The sequence below is a fragment of the Microbacterium xylanilyticum genome (assembly GCF_054654695.1).
Genome location: NZ_BAAIEN010000002.1, coordinates 2,764,987 through 2,779,336, shown reverse-complemented (window position 1 = coordinate 2,779,336; position 14,350 = coordinate 2,764,987). Strand labels below are relative to the sequence as shown.

General features: G+C 69.9%; 13 protein-coding genes. 8 read left to right on the top strand and 5 right to left on the bottom strand.

Annotation, left to right across the window (positions count from 1 at the left end):
* Positions 1-4 precede the first annotated feature (4 nt).
* Together ACYQ1L_RS13975 and ACYQ1L_RS13970 are read right to left on the bottom strand one after the other, a co-directional pair.
* Positions 5-967, bottom strand: a complete 963-nt coding sequence (locus ACYQ1L_RS13975) for a magnesium transporter CorA family protein (RefSeq protein WP_460004682.1) — start codon at positions 965-967, stop codon at positions 5-7.
* Positions 968-969: 2 nt separating this feature from the next.
* Complete coding sequence (locus ACYQ1L_RS13970) at positions 970-2,541, bottom strand: dolichyl-phosphate-mannose--protein mannosyltransferase (protein ID WP_460004681.1); 1,572 nt, start codon at positions 2,539-2,541, stop codon at positions 970-972.
* 23 nt (positions 2,542-2,564) lie between these two features.
* Between ACYQ1L_RS13970 and rsmI the strand changes: the two genes are divergently transcribed.
* The 3 genes from rsmI (at position 2,565) to ACYQ1L_RS13955 (ending at position 5,674) form a co-directional block, all read left to right on the top strand.
* Complete coding sequence (gene rsmI / locus ACYQ1L_RS13965) at positions 2,565-3,380, top strand: 16S rRNA (cytidine(1402)-2'-O)-methyltransferase (protein ID WP_460004680.1); 816 nt, start codon at positions 2,565-2,567, stop codon at positions 3,378-3,380.
* 278 nt (positions 3,381-3,658) lie between these two features.
* Positions 3,659-5,011: an HNH endonuclease signature motif containing protein gene (locus ACYQ1L_RS13960; RefSeq protein ID WP_460004679.1), complete on the top strand. Its 1,353-nt coding sequence runs from the start codon at positions 3,659-3,661 to the stop codon at positions 5,009-5,011.
* Between the two features lie 24 nt (positions 5,012-5,035).
* Entirely contained in the window at positions 5,036-5,674 is a 639-nt protein-coding gene (locus ACYQ1L_RS13955; RefSeq protein WP_460004678.1) for a class I SAM-dependent methyltransferase, read from the top strand.
* 95 nt (positions 5,675-5,769) lie between these two features.
* Here ACYQ1L_RS13955 and ACYQ1L_RS13950 read toward each other — a convergent pair whose 3' ends face one another.
* On the bottom strand, positions 5,770-6,408 hold the full coding sequence (locus tag ACYQ1L_RS13950; protein WP_460004677.1) for a hypothetical protein: 639 nt from the start codon (positions 6,406-6,408) through the stop codon (positions 5,770-5,772).
* Between the two features lie 140 nt (positions 6,409-6,548).
* Between ACYQ1L_RS13950 and metG the strand changes: the two genes are divergently transcribed.
* Both metG and ACYQ1L_RS13940 read left to right on the top strand, forming a co-directional pair.
* A complete protein-coding gene (gene metG / locus ACYQ1L_RS13945) occupies positions 6,549-8,126 on the top strand; it encodes a methionine--tRNA ligase (protein ID WP_460004676.1) in 1,578 nt (525 codons plus the stop codon).
* Between the two features lie 10 nt (positions 8,127-8,136).
* Entirely contained in the window at positions 8,137-9,024 is an 888-nt protein-coding gene (locus ACYQ1L_RS13940) for a TatD family hydrolase (protein ID WP_460004675.1), read from the top strand.
* Here ACYQ1L_RS13940 and ACYQ1L_RS13935 read toward each other — a convergent pair.
* Positions 9,006-10,307, bottom strand: coding sequence for an MFS transporter (locus ACYQ1L_RS13935; protein ID WP_460004674.1), 1,302 nt, complete (start codon positions 10,305-10,307; stop codon positions 9,006-9,008). The genes ACYQ1L_RS13940 and ACYQ1L_RS13935 overlap by 19 nt on opposite strands.
* A gap of 82 nt (positions 10,308-10,389) precedes the next feature.
* Here ACYQ1L_RS13935 and rsmA point away from each other — a divergent pair, with 82 nt between their 5' ends.
* Entirely contained in the window at positions 10,390-11,238 is an 849-nt protein-coding gene (gene rsmA, locus ACYQ1L_RS13930) for a 16S rRNA (adenine(1518)-N(6)/adenine(1519)-N(6))-dimethyltransferase RsmA (protein WP_460004673.1), read from the top strand.
* Between the two features lie 105 nt (positions 11,239-11,343).
* Here the strand turns inward: rsmA and ACYQ1L_RS13925 are convergent, their stop codons facing one another.
* Positions 11,344-11,853 carry a hypothetical protein gene (locus ACYQ1L_RS13925; protein ID WP_460004672.1) on the bottom strand — a complete coding sequence of 170 codons (510 nt, stop codon included), beginning with the start codon at positions 11,851-11,853 and terminating at the stop codon, positions 11,344-11,346.
* A gap of 443 nt (positions 11,854-12,296) precedes the next feature.
* Here ACYQ1L_RS13925 and mgrA point away from each other — a divergent pair, with 443 nt between their 5' ends.
* Entirely contained in the window at positions 12,297-13,367 is a 1,071-nt protein-coding gene (gene mgrA / locus ACYQ1L_RS13920; RefSeq protein ID WP_460005830.1) for an L-glyceraldehyde 3-phosphate reductase, read from the top strand.
* Between the two features lie 4 nt (positions 13,368-13,371).
* Positions 13,372-14,349, top strand: coding sequence for a 4-(cytidine 5'-diphospho)-2-C-methyl-D-erythritol kinase (locus ACYQ1L_RS13915; RefSeq protein WP_460004671.1), 978 nt, complete (start codon positions 13,372-13,374; stop codon positions 14,347-14,349).
* Position 14,350 lies beyond the last annotated feature (1 nt).

The window sequence follows — 14,350 nt, the reverse complement described above, 5'->3', positions numbered from 1 at the left end:
GCGTCTACTCGTCGTTCCCGGTCCAGCCCTTGTGGCGGAACCACCACCACATGATCGCGCTCGAGACCACCATGGATCCGATCCCGAGCAGGAAGAACGACCACGGACCGGAGAGGACGTGGGCGATCGACCAGTCGAAGTTCATGCCGAAGAACCCGGTGAGGAAGCTCAGCGGCAGGAAGATCGATGCGATGATGGCGAGCTGCTTCGAGGTCTCGCCCTGGCGGTTGGCGACCGTCGACAGGTAGAGGTCGGTGCAGCCCGACACCATCTCGTGGTACCCGTCGAGCTCGTCGGTGATCCGGATCAGGTGGTCGTAGATGTCGCGGAAGTAGTCGTGGCTGTCGGCCTCCAGCCCCGCCAGATCCGTGATGACCTCCGCCTGCCGCGCGAACAGATCCCGCATCGGCACGACGGCGCGGCGCAGCTTCAGCAGCAGCCGCTTCAGCCCGAAGGTCTGCTGCAGCTCCTTGCGGCCGCCGCCTGCGACGATCGCGTCCTCCAGGTCGTTGATCTCCTCGTCGAGATCGGCGAGCACGGGGAAGTAGCTGTCCACGATCACGTCGATGATCTTGTAGACGTAGTAGCGCTCGGTCTTGGGTGCCGTCGAGCGCTCCAGCAGGGCGCGCACCTGACGCAGATCCTGGAAGCGCTCCCCGTGCACCGTCACGATGAACTCGCCGCTGAGGTGGCAGTGCACCTCCTCGAGGGGATGGTCGTTCTCATCCTCGGGGTGCATCTCGACCGCGGCCTGCAGGACGAGCAGCGCCTCGTCGCCGTAGACGTCGAGTTTGGGTCGCTGACCCATCCGCTGGGTGTCCTCGATCGAGAGCGGATGCCAGCCGAGCAGTGTGCCGAGGCGTTGCACGTCGCCGGGGGAGGGCGCGACCAGATCGAGCCAGAAGAACTCCTCCTGAGCGCGCAGCTGCGCGATGAGCGGCTCGTCGATGCTGTCGAGGATGCGCATGTTCAGATCCAGGTGATCATCCAGTTGTGGGCCTGCCAGAACCACCACGGCACGGGAAGGCCGATCCAGAGCGGGTAGAAGAACGCGCTCACGAGCAGGATCAGCACCACGATCACCATGACGGTGCGCTGACCGGCCTGACGCCGGTGCCGTGGCGCGCTCCGGGGCCCGGCGATGTCCCGCAGCGCGAGCACCAGGGCGAGGATCAGGAACGGCGCCATCACCACCGTGTAGAACTGGAAGATCGTGCGCTCGGGGAACGCCAGCCACGGCAGGTACGTCGCGGCGAGACCCACGAGCGGGATCGCGTAGCTCCACGGCATGGGGGAGCGGAGGACGAGCCCGCGCACGAAGCGCACGAGGAGGTAGACCGACGCCGCGACGCCCAGGTACCAGATCAGCGGGTTGGGGATCGACGTGATCGTGCCGATGCAGTGGTCGGTGCCGAAGCACGGCGCGTCCTGACCGCCGACCCAGAACGCCGTCGGGCGGATCAGCAGCGGCCACTGCCAGGCCGGGCTCGCGTACGGATGCGACGAGGTCAGGCCGACGTGGAACGCCAGGATGTCGGAGTGGTACTTGAACCAGGAGGTGAGCACGTTGCCGGTCGCGTGCCGGTCGTAGCCGCCGGCGGTGAGGAACCAGCCGCTCCACGAGGCCAGGTAGACGGCAGCGGCGGCCGGCACGAGCAGCAGGAAGCTCGCCGGCCCCTGGCGCAGCACGGCGTCGGTCGGCCACAGCGCGACGCCTGCGCGGCGGCGGGCGAGGGCGTCGGTGACCACGAGGTAGATGCCGGCGGCGGCCAGCACGTAGGCGCCCGACCACTTCACGCTCGTCGCGGCGCCGAGCGCGAGCCCGGCGAGCACGACCCAGGGACGGCCCCAGAACACCCGGCCCCAGAGCGTCGGCGCGTCACCGCGCTCGTGCGAGGTGCGGTCTTCGAGGCGCGGCATCACCCGCTGCCGGTCGTAGACGAGGAACAGGACCCCCAGCACGACGAAGAACGTCAGGATCCCGTCCAGCAGGCCGATCCGGCTGAGCACGATGCCGAGTCCGTCCACGGCCAGGAGCAGGCCGGCCAGCGTGGCAGCGGCGACCGAGCGGGTCAGCGCCTTGGCGAGCAGGTACACGAGGAGCACGGTGAGCGTGCCGATGAGCGCCGTGGCGATGCGCCAGCCGAAGGTGGATCCGGGGCCGAAGGCGGCGATGCCCAGGGCGATCAGCCACTTGCCGAGCGGCGGGTGCACCACGAACGCCCCGGCCGTCTGCAGGGCGCTGGTGTCGCCCTTCGGGAACAGGTCGTTGGCCCTCTGGCCCCAGGTGGCCTCGTAGCCGTGCACCCACAGCGACCAGGCGTCCTTGACGTAGTAGGTCTCGTCGAACACGATCGTGTGCGGGTGCGCGAGACCGGCGATGCGCAGCACGGCGGCGAGCAGCGTGACCAGCGCCGGCGCGAGCCAGGAGATCAGCCGCAGACGTGCGGGGTCGGCATGCCAGGCGTCGCGCAGCCGCTCCCAGGCCGTGGGGCGGTCGTCGTGCCGGCCGTCGAGGGCCGGCAGCAGAGGCGCGGTCACCCGCTCAGCCTATGCTGGGGCGGGTGATCATCCTCGCGGCCACTCCGATCGGCAACCTGGGCGACGCGTCGCGCCGCCTCGTGGAGGTGCTGGAGAACGCCACCGTCATCGCCGCGGAGGACACCCGCACCACGCAGCGGCTGCTGCAGGCCCTCGGCATCGAGAACCGCCCCCGGCTGATCGCCCTGCACGACCACAACGAGAAGGCCAAGGCCGCGGAGCTCGCCGAGCTCGCGGCGGACGAGGACATCGTGGTGCTCAGCGACGCCGGCATGCCGACGGTCAGCGACCCCGGGTACGGGCTCGTCGCCGCGGCCGCCGAACGCGGCGTGACCGTGACGGCGATCCCGGGACCCAGCGCCGTCGTCACGGCACTCGCCGTGTCGGGCCTGCCCACCGACCGCTTCACGTTCGAGGGCTTCCTGCCGCGCAAGCCCGGGGAGCGCCGCTCGGCGCTGGCCGCGCTCGCGGTCGAGCCGCGCACGATGGTGTTCTTCGAGTCGCCGTCCCGCCTCGCGGCGACCCTGGGCGACATGGCGGCGGCGTTCGGCGACGACCGGCGCGTGGCGGTGTGCCGCGAACTGACGAAGCTCTACGAGGAGGTGCGCCGCGGCGGCGCCGCCGAACTCGCCGCCTGGGCGGCGGACGGCGTGAAGGGCGAGATCGTGGTGGTCGTCTCCGGCGCCGCGCCGCGCGCCGTCTCACCGGAGGACGCCCTGGCCCAGGTGCAGGCCCTCGTCGCCTCGGGCGTGCGCCTCAAGGACGCCTGCGCCGAGGTCGCCGCGGCGACGGGCCTGGGATCCCGCGACCTGTACCAGGCCGCGCTCGCCGCTCGCTGATCCGGCGCGGGCCCCGCTGTCGTCCGGTCGCCGAGTGCCAGATCTCGCCGAATGTCGTCGGATCGTCCACCGATCTCGCGATCACTGCGTCGTCGTTGTTCACATCCTGTATTCCTTGGCGGGGCCGATCGTGTTCACGATGGCACAGAATGCGAAGGTCTCGCCTGGGCGGAACCGGACGGAAGCGTTGATCCTCGAGGATCGAAAGTTCGTAGAGAGTTCCGAGAAATAGGCGCTCCAATTCTTTCGGAGTTCGTCTATATGAGCTAGAATGAACTATGGCCGTCATCACTGATCCGTACCTCACTCGCAGTGGGGAGATCGTCGACCGGTGTGCGCGGATCGATCAGGAGATCGCGGCGTTGGAGGCGGAGAAGGCGGATCTGCTCGGCGAGCGGGTGCAGCTTCTGCTGGATGAGGTTCCGCCGGGTGCTCCGGCGTTCGAGGCTGCGGAGCGGTCGATGTTCGCGGAGATCTCGGCAGGGCTGAGGATCAGTCGCGCCGCGGCTTCCAGAGCGCTCGGCGTCGGTTGGGCGCTGCGCGATCGCTTCCCGCAGACGCGATCCGCCCTCGGGTCCGGTGACATCTCGCTGCGGCATGCGACGGTGATCGTCACCGCGGCGACGCCGATCGGGATCCACGACGGCGCTGCGCTGGCGGCGTATGAGGAGCGGGTGGTGCCGTTCGCCCGGGCGGAGGCGGCGACGCGCACCGAGGCGTTTGCGAAGAGCGTCGTCGCGGTGGTCGCGCCAGAGACCGTCGGGGAACGGCATCGGCGTGCGCGCGAGGACCGCACCGTGACCGTGCAGGATCGTGAGGACGGGATGAGCCTCTTCCAGTTGCTGATTCCGAGCGTGCTGGCGCATGCCGCATTCGACAGGGCGACGGCGCTCGCAAAGCAGGCGCGGATCATCAGTGCGGCGACGGCCTGCAACGGATTCGACGGGCCCTTCGCGCCGCAGGAGGGCGTCGAGCTGACTGACGATGACCTGAGCCGTCTCGCCGGCTTCGAGACCATGGCCGCGGGCGCGGGGGAGCAGCTGCCCGACGAGCGGACGTTGGACCAGGCGCGTGCGGACATCGTGACGGATCTGCTGCTCGCGGCAGCGACGGACAGTCTGATCGAGAACGGGCTGGACGCGGTGCGGGGCACTGTGCAGGTCACGATCGCCGCGACCACGCTCGCCGGGATCGACGACCGGCTCGCCGAACTCGATGGACACGGGCCGATCGACCCCGACATCGTCCGGGCCCTCGCCGGCGGTGCGGAGCATTGGGAGCGGTTGTTCCTGGATCCCGTGGGGATGATCGTCTACACCGACAGTTACACGCCGACGGAGCGGATGAAGAAGCATCTGCGCGCCCGGGACCAGCACTGCCGGTTCCCGGGGTGCCGGCTTACGGCGCGACGATGCCAGCTCGATCACACCCTCGACTACGCCAAAGGTGGCCCGACTCATCTCAGCAATCTGAGCTGTCTCTGCGAAGGGCACCATGTGCTGAAGCACCCGGACAACGATGACCGCTGGCGGTGGAACGTGGTACAGAAAGCTGGCGGTGTCATGGAATGGACCAGCCCGACCGGCCGCGTCTACATCGACACCCCGATGCCGCGCGTCCAGTTCGTCTGAACTGCCCCGTGGAAGGATCGCTGCGTGGACGATGCAGGAATCGGTGCTGCATACGATGCCCGCGCGGCGGAGTACATCGCGCTGATCGGGAGCCTCGACCAGATGGAGCGGGCCGACGTCGCGCTCATCGAGAGCTGGCGGGACGGAACTCCCGGCGCGCTGCTCGACGCCGGATGCGGGCCGGGGCTATGGACGGCCTTCCTCGCACAGGCCGGACGCGACGTGGTGGGCGTCGACGTCTCCGTGGAGTTCCTGAGCGCCGCCCGGGATCGCCATCCGGGTCTGCGGTTCGAGGCCGCGTCGATCCGCGATCTGCCCTTCCCCGATGCGTCCTTCGGCGGAGTCCTCGCCTGGTACTCGCTCATCCACCTGCCGCCGGCCGAGCTCCCCGTCGCCCTCGCCGAGCTCGCGCGAGTGCTCGCTTCCGGCGGCCGGATCCTCATCGGCTTCTTCGACGGCGAGCCGGGGGAGCAGTTCGCGCACGTGGTCGCCCCGGCCTACTACTGGTCGGTCGAGGCACTGGCGCCGATGCTCGAAGCAGCGGGACTCCGCGTCGTTGGATCAGAGCGCCGCGAGCGCGAGCGCGGCGCCGCCGGCAGCGTGCGTCCCCATGGCGCGCTCACCGCCTTGCGAGAGAGGCGCGCCTCGGTCCGAGAGGCCTAAGAAACGGGGCAGGTGATAGCCGGTTCGAGCCGGGCGTGGCATTCGCGCTGAGCCGCGCGCCGTGGACTCCATTCGACAGGCGTGCCGCGCGCACCTTACGGCGAGGACGGCTTCGGCGGGAGTCGCCAGCGATCGGTGTCTCGGAAAGTGAGCACCAACCCGTCGCCATCCAGTTGAAGACCCAGCCACGAGGAGACCGTCACCTCCTCGTCGGAGTAAGTTCCGTCGAACGTGAGGAGAATCCTGGCTGTCTTCGGATCAAGCGGGACCACCTCATCTGAGAAACTCCAAGTCCCCGTGTGCTCGAGAGCGTCGTCTCGGAAGGTCAGGAGCGCTGGCGATCCGTTGTCGATCGTGAAGGTGCCGTCGTCGCGGAGGTGCAGCGCTCCCTCGGTCTCCGAGCGCCAGTCGCCGACGACATCGCGGCGGAGAATGACGCGCGGGACCGGCGTGGACGCGCGCTCCGAGAGAGCGAAGTGCAGATGGCTGTCGGTCTCGACGTCGCCGTAATAGAGATCGATCCCGCCTGAGCGCGGGTAGATCGACAGTGTGCGCGGGTGCTCCGGATCGTCCGCGCCGTCGATCTCAACCGACATGAAGACCTCGGCGAACGGAAGCGAATCCGCTTCGGTGAAGGACCAGCTCCCGGTGCCATCCTGGCAGTCGTTCCAATTGAGCGTGTCTGGGGTCTTGCGTTCGATGAGCGCACAGTGCAGCGACGCGAGCAACGGCATGTCTGACCGATCGTACTTTCGTCGACATAGTCGGGAGTATGGCACCTGGCCGTACGCGTGTGATGCAGAGTCGCGGGGCTCCGCGCCGGCCCGTCGTCATCGTCCGAACCGGCCCCCGCATCCCGCTTAGAATCGAACGCATGCCCGCAGGCGAGTCCTTCTACATCACCACGCCGATCTACTACCCGTCGGACGTGCCCCACATCGGTCACGGCTACACCAGCGTCGCGGTGGACACCCTCGCACGGTGGCACCGCCAGGCGGGCGATGACACCTGGATGCTGACCGGCACGGACGAGCACGGCCAGAAGATGCTGCGCGCGGCCGCAGCTAACGGCGTCACCCCGCAGGAGTGGGTGGACAAGCTCGTCAGCGAGAGCTGGTTCCCGCTGCTGACCACGCTCGACGTCGCGAACGACGACTTCATCCGCACCACGCAGGAGCGGCACGAGACCAACGTGCAGGTGTTCTTCCAGAAGCTCTACGACGCGGGGTACATCTATGCCGGCGAGTACGAGGCGCTGTACTGCGTGGGCTGCGAGGAGTTCAAGCCCGAGTCCGAGATCGTCGACGGCACCGGTCCGTTCGAGGGTCTCAAGGTGTGCGCGATCCACTCCAAGCCCCTCGAGCTGCTGCAGGAGAAGAACTACTTCTTCAAGCTCAGCGAGTTCCAGGACCGCCTGCTCGAGCTGTACAAGACCCAGCCCGACTTCGTGCGCCCCGACTCCGCGCGCAACGAGGTCATCTCGTTCGTCTCGCAGGGTCTGAAGGACCTGTCGATCTCGCGCTCCACGTTCGACTGGGGAATCCCGCTGCCGTGGGACACCTCGCACGTCATCTACGTGTGGGTCGACGCGCTGCTCAACTACGTCACCGCGGTCGGCTACGGATCCGATGAGGCGACCTTCGAGCGTCGCTGGCCCGCCTACCACGTGGTGGGCAAGGACATCCTGCGCTTCCACGCGGTGATCTGGCCGGCCATGCTCATGGCCGCGGGGCTCGACGTGCCCAAGGGCGTGTTCGCGCACGGCTGGCTGCTCGTCGGCGGCGAGAAGATGTCGAAGTCGAAGCTCACCGGCATCGCGCCGACCGAGATCACCGACGTGTTCGGATCCGACGCGTACCGGTTCTACTTCCTCTCCGCGATCGCGTTCGGGCAGGACGGATCCTTCTCCTGGGAGGACCTGTCCGCCCGCTACCAGGCCGAGCTCGCGAACGGCTTCGGCAACCTCGCCTCCCGGACGATCGCGATGATCGAGCGCTACTTCGGTGGCGTGGTCCCGGCAGCGGGGGAGTACGCCGAGCAGGATCTCGCCGTGCAGCAGGTCGTCGCGAAGGCCGCTGCCCGCGCCGACGCGGCGGTCGAGCGGTTCCGCATCGACGAGGCCATCGCCGACGTCTGGACCATCGTCGACGCGCTCAACGGCTACATCACCGAGAACGAGCCGTGGTCGCTGGCGAAGGACGAGGCGCAGACGGAGCGCCTCGGCACGGTGCTGTACACCTGCGCCGAGGGGCTGCGCGCCCTCGCCGTGCTGCTGTCGCCGGTGATGCCGCAGGCCACCGCGAAGCTCTGGGACGCGCTCGGCGCGGAGGGCGCGCTGGGCGCGCTCGCGGCGCAGCCGATCCGCGACGCCGGTCGCTGGGGTCAGCTGCCCGCCGGCACCGCCGTGCAGACGCTCACGCCGCTGTTCCCGCGCATCGAGGCGACGGCCTGATCCGATCCGCATGAGCGACGCCATACCGGAGACCTACGTGCGCGAGCGCGCCACGGACGGCCGCAAGGACCTGCGCTACCCGCCGCTGCCGGATCCGCTCGCGGTGCCGGTGTACGACAACCACTGCCACCTCGAGATCGCGGACGGTGACGAGGGGCTCACGCTCACCGAGCAGCTCGATCGCGCGGAGGCGGTCGGGATCCTCGGCGTCGTGCAGGCGTCGGGAGACATCGAGTCCTCGCGATGGGCGGTGGCCGCGGCCGAGGCGGATCCGCGCGTGCTGGCGGCTGTCGCGATCCATCCCAACGATGCGCCGACGTACGCGGCCGCGGGGCGGCTCGACGAGGCGATCGCCGTGGTCGACGAGCTCGCCGCGCACCCGCGGACGCGTGCGATCGGCGAGACGGGCCTCGACTACTTCCGCACCGAGGAGCCGGGGCGCGCCGCGCAGCACGCCTCCTTCGAGGCGCACATCGCGCTCGCGAAGAAGCACGCCATCGCGATGCAGATCCACGACCGCGATGCGCACGACGACGTCCTGGCGACCCTGCAGCGGGTCGGCGCGCCGGAGCGCACCGTCTTCCACTGCTTCTCCGGGGACGCCGAGATGGCGCGGGTCTGCGCCGAGGCGGGGTACTACCTGTCGTTCGCCGGCAACGTCACGTTCAAGAACGCGCAGAATCTGCGCGATGCGCTCGCGGTGACGCCGCGGGAGCGGATCCTGGTCGAGACGGACGCCCCGTTCCTCACGCCCGTGCCGCTGCGCGGACGCCCGAATGCGCCGTACCTGATCCCGCTCACCCTGCGCTTCATGGCTGCCGAGCTGGGCGTCGACGCCGATGAGCTCGGGGCGCAGATCGCCGCGAACACGCTCGAGGTCTACGGCTCGTTCGCCTGAACCTCGTCGCGGGCGTCCCCTTCGAGAGTGTCGTCCAGGACGCTCGGCGCCGCCGTGATGTGCGAGATCGAGCGCCACACCAGCAGCAGCGTGATGCCGGCGCCGACGAAGGCGAACCACCAGGGAGCGGTGAGCCCCCAGACCTGCGCGATCAGCCCGCCGAGCACCTGCCCGATCACCATGCCGCCGAACACGCCGACCATGTTCACGGACGCGATCCTGCCCTGGAGCTCCATCGGCACGAGCCGCTGCCGCACGGTCGTCGAGATCGTTCCCCACACGAAGGCGTACGCGCCGAACACGACGAGGACCGCGAGCGCGGCCCAGCCGGCCGTGATCAGCGCCATCGTGAGGTGCATGAGCACCTCGAGCGACAGGCAGATCCGCATCAGCAGCGCGAACGAGACGTGCCGCTCCAGCCAGCCGAACGAGAGCGTCGCGAGGATCCCGCCCACCGCGGACGCCGTCGTCAGCGCCGCGTAGCCGACCGGCCCCATGTGCAGGTGCTCGGTCGCGTACAGCACGAGCACGCTCCACGGCGCGGCCCAGGTCACGTTGAACACGAGGATGACCACCACGAGCGTGCGCACCGGCGGGTTGCGCCACAGCCAGCGCATCCCGACCGCGATGTCGGTGTGCACCGCCGTGCGCGGGGCCGCCGCGATCTCCGCCGCGGCGCGCGCCGGAGCGGGTGTGCGGGTGATCCGGGAGATCAGCACCACGGCGAGCAGCACGCAGAGGACCTGCAGGAGGAACGGCCAGAACGATCCGAGCGCGAACAGGAACGCGCCCAGCGGCGGCCCGCCGAGCTGGTTCGCGACGAGATAGCCGAACTGCAGGCGGGCGTTGCCGAGGCCGAGGTCCTCCGAGCGCACCATCATCGGCAGCAGGGTGCTGCTCGCGGAGTTCACGAACACCTCCGCCGTGCCGTACAGGAACGTCGCGACGAGCACGAGCGCGATGGTCGCGTGCCCCGTGAGCAGGAAGACGCACAGCGCGAGCACTACGAGGCCGCGCAGCGCGTTCCCCAGCATCACCAGGCGGCGGCGGTCGAAGCGGTCGGCGATCGCGCCGGCGTGCAGGCCGAACAGCAGCCACGGCAGGAACTGCATCATCGCGCCCATGGCGACCAGCACGGGGGAGCTCGTCATCGAGGCGATCAGCAGGGGCGCGGCGGCGAGCGCGACGCCGTCGCCGATGTTGCTCGTCCAGAACGATGCGACGAGCCACCGGAAGTCGCGGCCCATGCGGGAGGGCGCGATCAGCTCACCGAGTCTGGACACTCGATCGATCCTAGGGGCGGCCTCCGAAACGGCCCGTGCGCGGCCGATCGGGCGCGTCGTCGCGGTGCGGGAGAATGGTCAGATGACCGTCTCCCTGCTCGGCGCCGCCGACATCCGCCGGCTCGCCGCCGAACTCGACGTGACGCCCACGAAGAAGCTCGGCCAGAACTTCGTCGTCGACGCCAACACGGTCCGCAAGATCGTTCAGGCCGCCGAGGTGCGGGCGGGGGAGCGCGTCGTCGAGGTCGGGCCGGGACTGGGCTCGCTCACCCTCGCGATCCTGGAGACCGGCGCGAGCGTCACGGCCGTGGAGATCGACCACCGCCTGGCCGCGCGTCTGCCGCAGACGGCCCTCGAGCGCGGCGTTCCGGAGGGGGCGCTGACGGTCGTCGACGCCGACGCCCTCCGCGTCACGGCGCTGCCCGGGGAGCCGGCGGTCCTCGTCGCGAACCTGCCGTACAACGTGTCGGTGCCCGTGCTGCTGCATTTCCTCGAGACGTTCCCGTATCTGTCCCGCGGCGTGGTGATGGTGCAGGCCGAGGTCGCCGAGCGCCTTGCCGCGAAACCCGGATCCAAGATCTACGGAGCGCCCAGCGTGAAGGCCGCGTGGTACGGACCGTGGCGCCTCTGCGGCACCGTCTCGCGACAGGTGTTCTGGCCCGTGCCCAACGTAGACAGCCTGCTGGTCGGCTTCCATCGGGATCCCGAGCCCCGCGGCACGGAGGAGGAGCGGATCCGCACCTTCGAGATCGTGGATGCCGCGTTCAACCAGCGCCGGAAGATGCTGCGCCAGGCGCTGTCCGGTGTCTTCGGCAGCTCCGCGGAGGCATCCGCCGTGCTCGAGGCGGCCGGCGTCGCGCCGACGGCGCGGGGCGAGGACCTCACGGTGGACGACTACCACCGCATCGCGCGGAGCGCGGCGCGAGACTGAGCCGGCGAGACCGAGCCGGGCCGGGACGACCCGGCCGTGGACGAAGTTGTGCCCTCTCGGGTTCGGGTTCCCGAGAGGGCACATTCACTTCGACTGGAGGTACCTTCACGTCGACCGAGTCCCCAGAGCCCGGTCGACTTCCTCAGCTGAGATCTTGACAATAACACCGGACACCCTTGTCCCCCAAATGGGGGACAATGACAAATGCTGAGAGTTTGCTGAGAATGATGCCGGCGCGGTGCTCCGGAGCCTCTTCACGCGCATCTCGAGCGTGTGCAGCCAGGCGATCACGGATCCGAAGGCGAGGCCCTCGAAGACGGTCAGCGTGATGATCCCCGCCAGCAGCGCCATCATGCCCGCGGCCAGGACGACGATCGCCCCGAGTGACAGGCGATCCAGCGTCCGGGAGAGGCCGCGCAGGTGCAGGCGGTGCACGAGCAGCAGCCCGGCGGACGACGCGAGTGCCCCGTTGGCGGCGCGCTCGTGCGCGAACACGTTGAAGGAGAGCGGGAGCACACCGACGAGGGCGAGGCTGAGTCCGAGGCCGACGATGAGCAGCGGCACGACCACCGACACGGCCCGGCTCGCCGGGAATCCCGCGGCAGAACCGGCCATGAGCCTCGCCGCACGGGCAGGGCGGTGAGGGCGATCACGGCGCCCGCGAGGATCATCCCGCCGTTGAAGAGAGCGCTCGAGCCGTCCTGCATCGCGCCGAGCCGGCTGAAGCAGGAGAGCCACCATGCCGGGTCGGCGGTCGTCAACGCCGCGGCCGGAATGCTCGCGCACAGCACGCCCGCCGCGAGGAGGACGAGAGGTGTACGCCGGGGCCAGTGCATGACAGATCCTGTCGCCGCACGCTCGGGCGAATGCGCTGTTCGGGTGGAGATCCGCACTGGGGGCGAGCGTGATCGGACGCGGATCGGGCTCGGTCCGCGGTTGGCCGATCATCCTAGCGAGTCTGCGGCATATCGGCGAGTGGTCGGCGGCTCGACGGCTCGCCCATTCTCGTCGCGCGCCGCGCACGCGGCGGCGATGAGGCGGTCCGCCGCTACCCTGGGATCGTGACCGAGCCGCGCTTCCGCCCAGACGTCCTCGACATCCACCGCCCGTACGCGGCTGCGGCTGATCGCTACGAAGGGGCGCATTTCCGGCAGGTCGGATCCTCCGGCCTGTACCTGCCTGCGATCTCTCTCGGGCTGTGGTGGAACTTCGGCGACAACATCCCGCTGGACAGTCAGCGCGCACTGCTTCGGCACGCCTTCGACCGCGGCATCACGCATTTCGATCTGGCCAACAACTACGGCCCGCCGTACGGCTCCGCCGAGAAGAACTTCGGGCGCATCTTCGCGGAGGATCTCCGGCCGTACCGTGACGAGCTCATCATCTCGTCCAAGGCCGGCTGGGACATGTGGCCGGGGCCGTACGGCGACCTCGGCAGCCGGAAGTACATCCTCGCCAGCGCGGACCAGTCGCTGACGCGGATGGGCCTGGACTACGTCGACATCTTCTACTCGCATCGCGTGGACCCGGAGACGCCCATCGAGGAGACGATCGGGGCGCTCGACACGCTGGTCCGCCAGGGGAAGGCGCTCTACGTCGGCATCTCCTCCTACAGCGCGGAGCGCACCGAGGCCGCGGCCGACATCGCGCGCGAGCTCGGCACCCCGCTGGTCATCCACCAGCCGTCGTACTCGATCCTGAACCGCTGGGTGGAGGACGGGCTCACCGAGACGCTCCGCGAGGAGGGCATGGGCGCCATCGCCTTCACGCCGCTGGCACAGGGCCTGCTCACCGACAAGTACCTCGGCGACGGCACCGCGGAGCGCGCGCAGAAACGCGGTTCGCTGCCGGACAAGCCGCTCAGCGACGAGGGTCTCACCATCCTGCGCGCCCTCAACGACCTCGCCCGGGCGCGCGGCCAGAGCCTCGCCCAGCTCGCCCTGCAGTGGGTGCTCCGCGACGGCGTCGTGGCGTCTGCGCTCATCGGCGCCTCGCGGCCGGCCCAGCTCGACGAGAACCTCGCGGCGCTGGACGCCCCCGCCCTCACCGCCGAGGAGCTCGCGCGCATCGACCGCATCACGGGCGCCGGACTCGACGTGAACCTGTGGTCGGTCTCGTCGGAGCTGTGAGCCGATGAGCATCGCGGAGGAGCAGTCGGACGACGAGCCCGTGCAGCGCGTGCACGTGCGCGCTCCCGGCAAGATCAACCTGTTCCTCGGCGTCGGCGACCTCGACGAGGACGGCTACCACGCGCTTTCCACGGTGTTCCAGGCCGTCTCCCTGTACGAGGACGTCGTGGCCACCCCGGCGGACGATTTCACGATCGCCGTCTCCGGTGCGGCGGCTCCGGACGCCGTGCCGCTCGACGACCGCAACCTCGCCATGCGTGCGGCGAAGGCGCTCGCCGCGGCCACCGGGTACGAGGGGGGAGTGCACCTCGACGTGCGCAAGAGCGTGCCGGTCGCCGGCGGCATGGGCGGCGGGTCCGCCGACGCGGCGGCCGCGCTCCTCGCGTGCAACGAGCTGTGGCGGACCGGCCTCGACCACGTCCGGCTGCACGAGCTCGCCGCGCGACTGGGCGCCGACGTGCCGTTCGCACTGATGGGCGGCACCGCCGTCGGTTCGGGGCGCGGCGACGTGCTCACCCCCGCGCTCTCCCGGGGGCGCTACGAGTGGGTGCTCGTGCTCGATGACGAGGGTCTGTCCACGCCGGCCGTGTACCGCGCCTTCGACCTGGTGAACGCCGAGGACCGTGAGAGCGACCCGGCCGGGCATGCGCATCGGCGCCAGGATCCCGTGCAGGTCCCGCCGTCGTTCTTCGAGTCGCTGCTGTCCGGCGAGGCGGTCGCGCTGGGGAAGAGCCTGCACAACCAGCTGCAGGCGGGCTCGTTCCGGCTGCGACCGCAGCTGGAGGAGTTGATCCAGCACGTGCGCCGCGCCGAGGACGTCGTGGGCGGGACCGTGTCGGGATCCGGTCCGACGGTCGCGTTCCTCTGCGGCACCGCGGCGGGCGCGGACGCCCTGGCCGAGCGCCTGCGCGATCAGGGACGCACGGCGCTGCGCGCGCACGGTCCGGTGCGCGGCGCGCACGTCGTGTCCACCGGATCCTGAG

Coding starts and splice junctions, on each gene's coding strand:
- ACYQ1L_RS13975 (WP_460004682.1), bottom strand. CDS start 967: ATGCGCATCCTCGACAGCATCGACGAGCCGCTCATCGCGCAGCTGCGC.
- ACYQ1L_RS13960 (WP_460004679.1), top strand. CDS start 3,659: ATGGCCGTCATCACTGATCCGTACCTCACTCGCAGTGGGGAGATCGTC.
- ACYQ1L_RS13950 (WP_460004677.1), bottom strand. CDS start 6,408: ATGCCGTTGCTCGCGTCGCTGCACTGTGCGCTCATCGAACGCAAGACC.
- metG (WP_460004676.1), top strand. CDS start 6,549: ATGCCCGCAGGCGAGTCCTTCTACATCACCACGCCGATCTACTACCCG.
- ACYQ1L_RS13940 (WP_460004675.1), top strand. CDS start 8,137: ATGAGCGACGCCATACCGGAGACCTACGTGCGCGAGCGCGCCACGGAC.
- rsmA (WP_460004673.1), top strand. CDS start 10,390: ATGACCGTCTCCCTGCTCGGCGCCGCCGACATCCGCCGGCTCGCCGCC.
- ACYQ1L_RS13925 (WP_460004672.1), bottom strand. CDS start 11,853: ATGGCCGGTTCTGCCGCGGGATTCCCGGCGAGCCGGGCCGTGTCGGTG.
- ACYQ1L_RS13915 (WP_460004671.1), top strand. CDS start 13,372: ATGAGCATCGCGGAGGAGCAGTCGGACGACGAGCCCGTGCAGCGCGTG.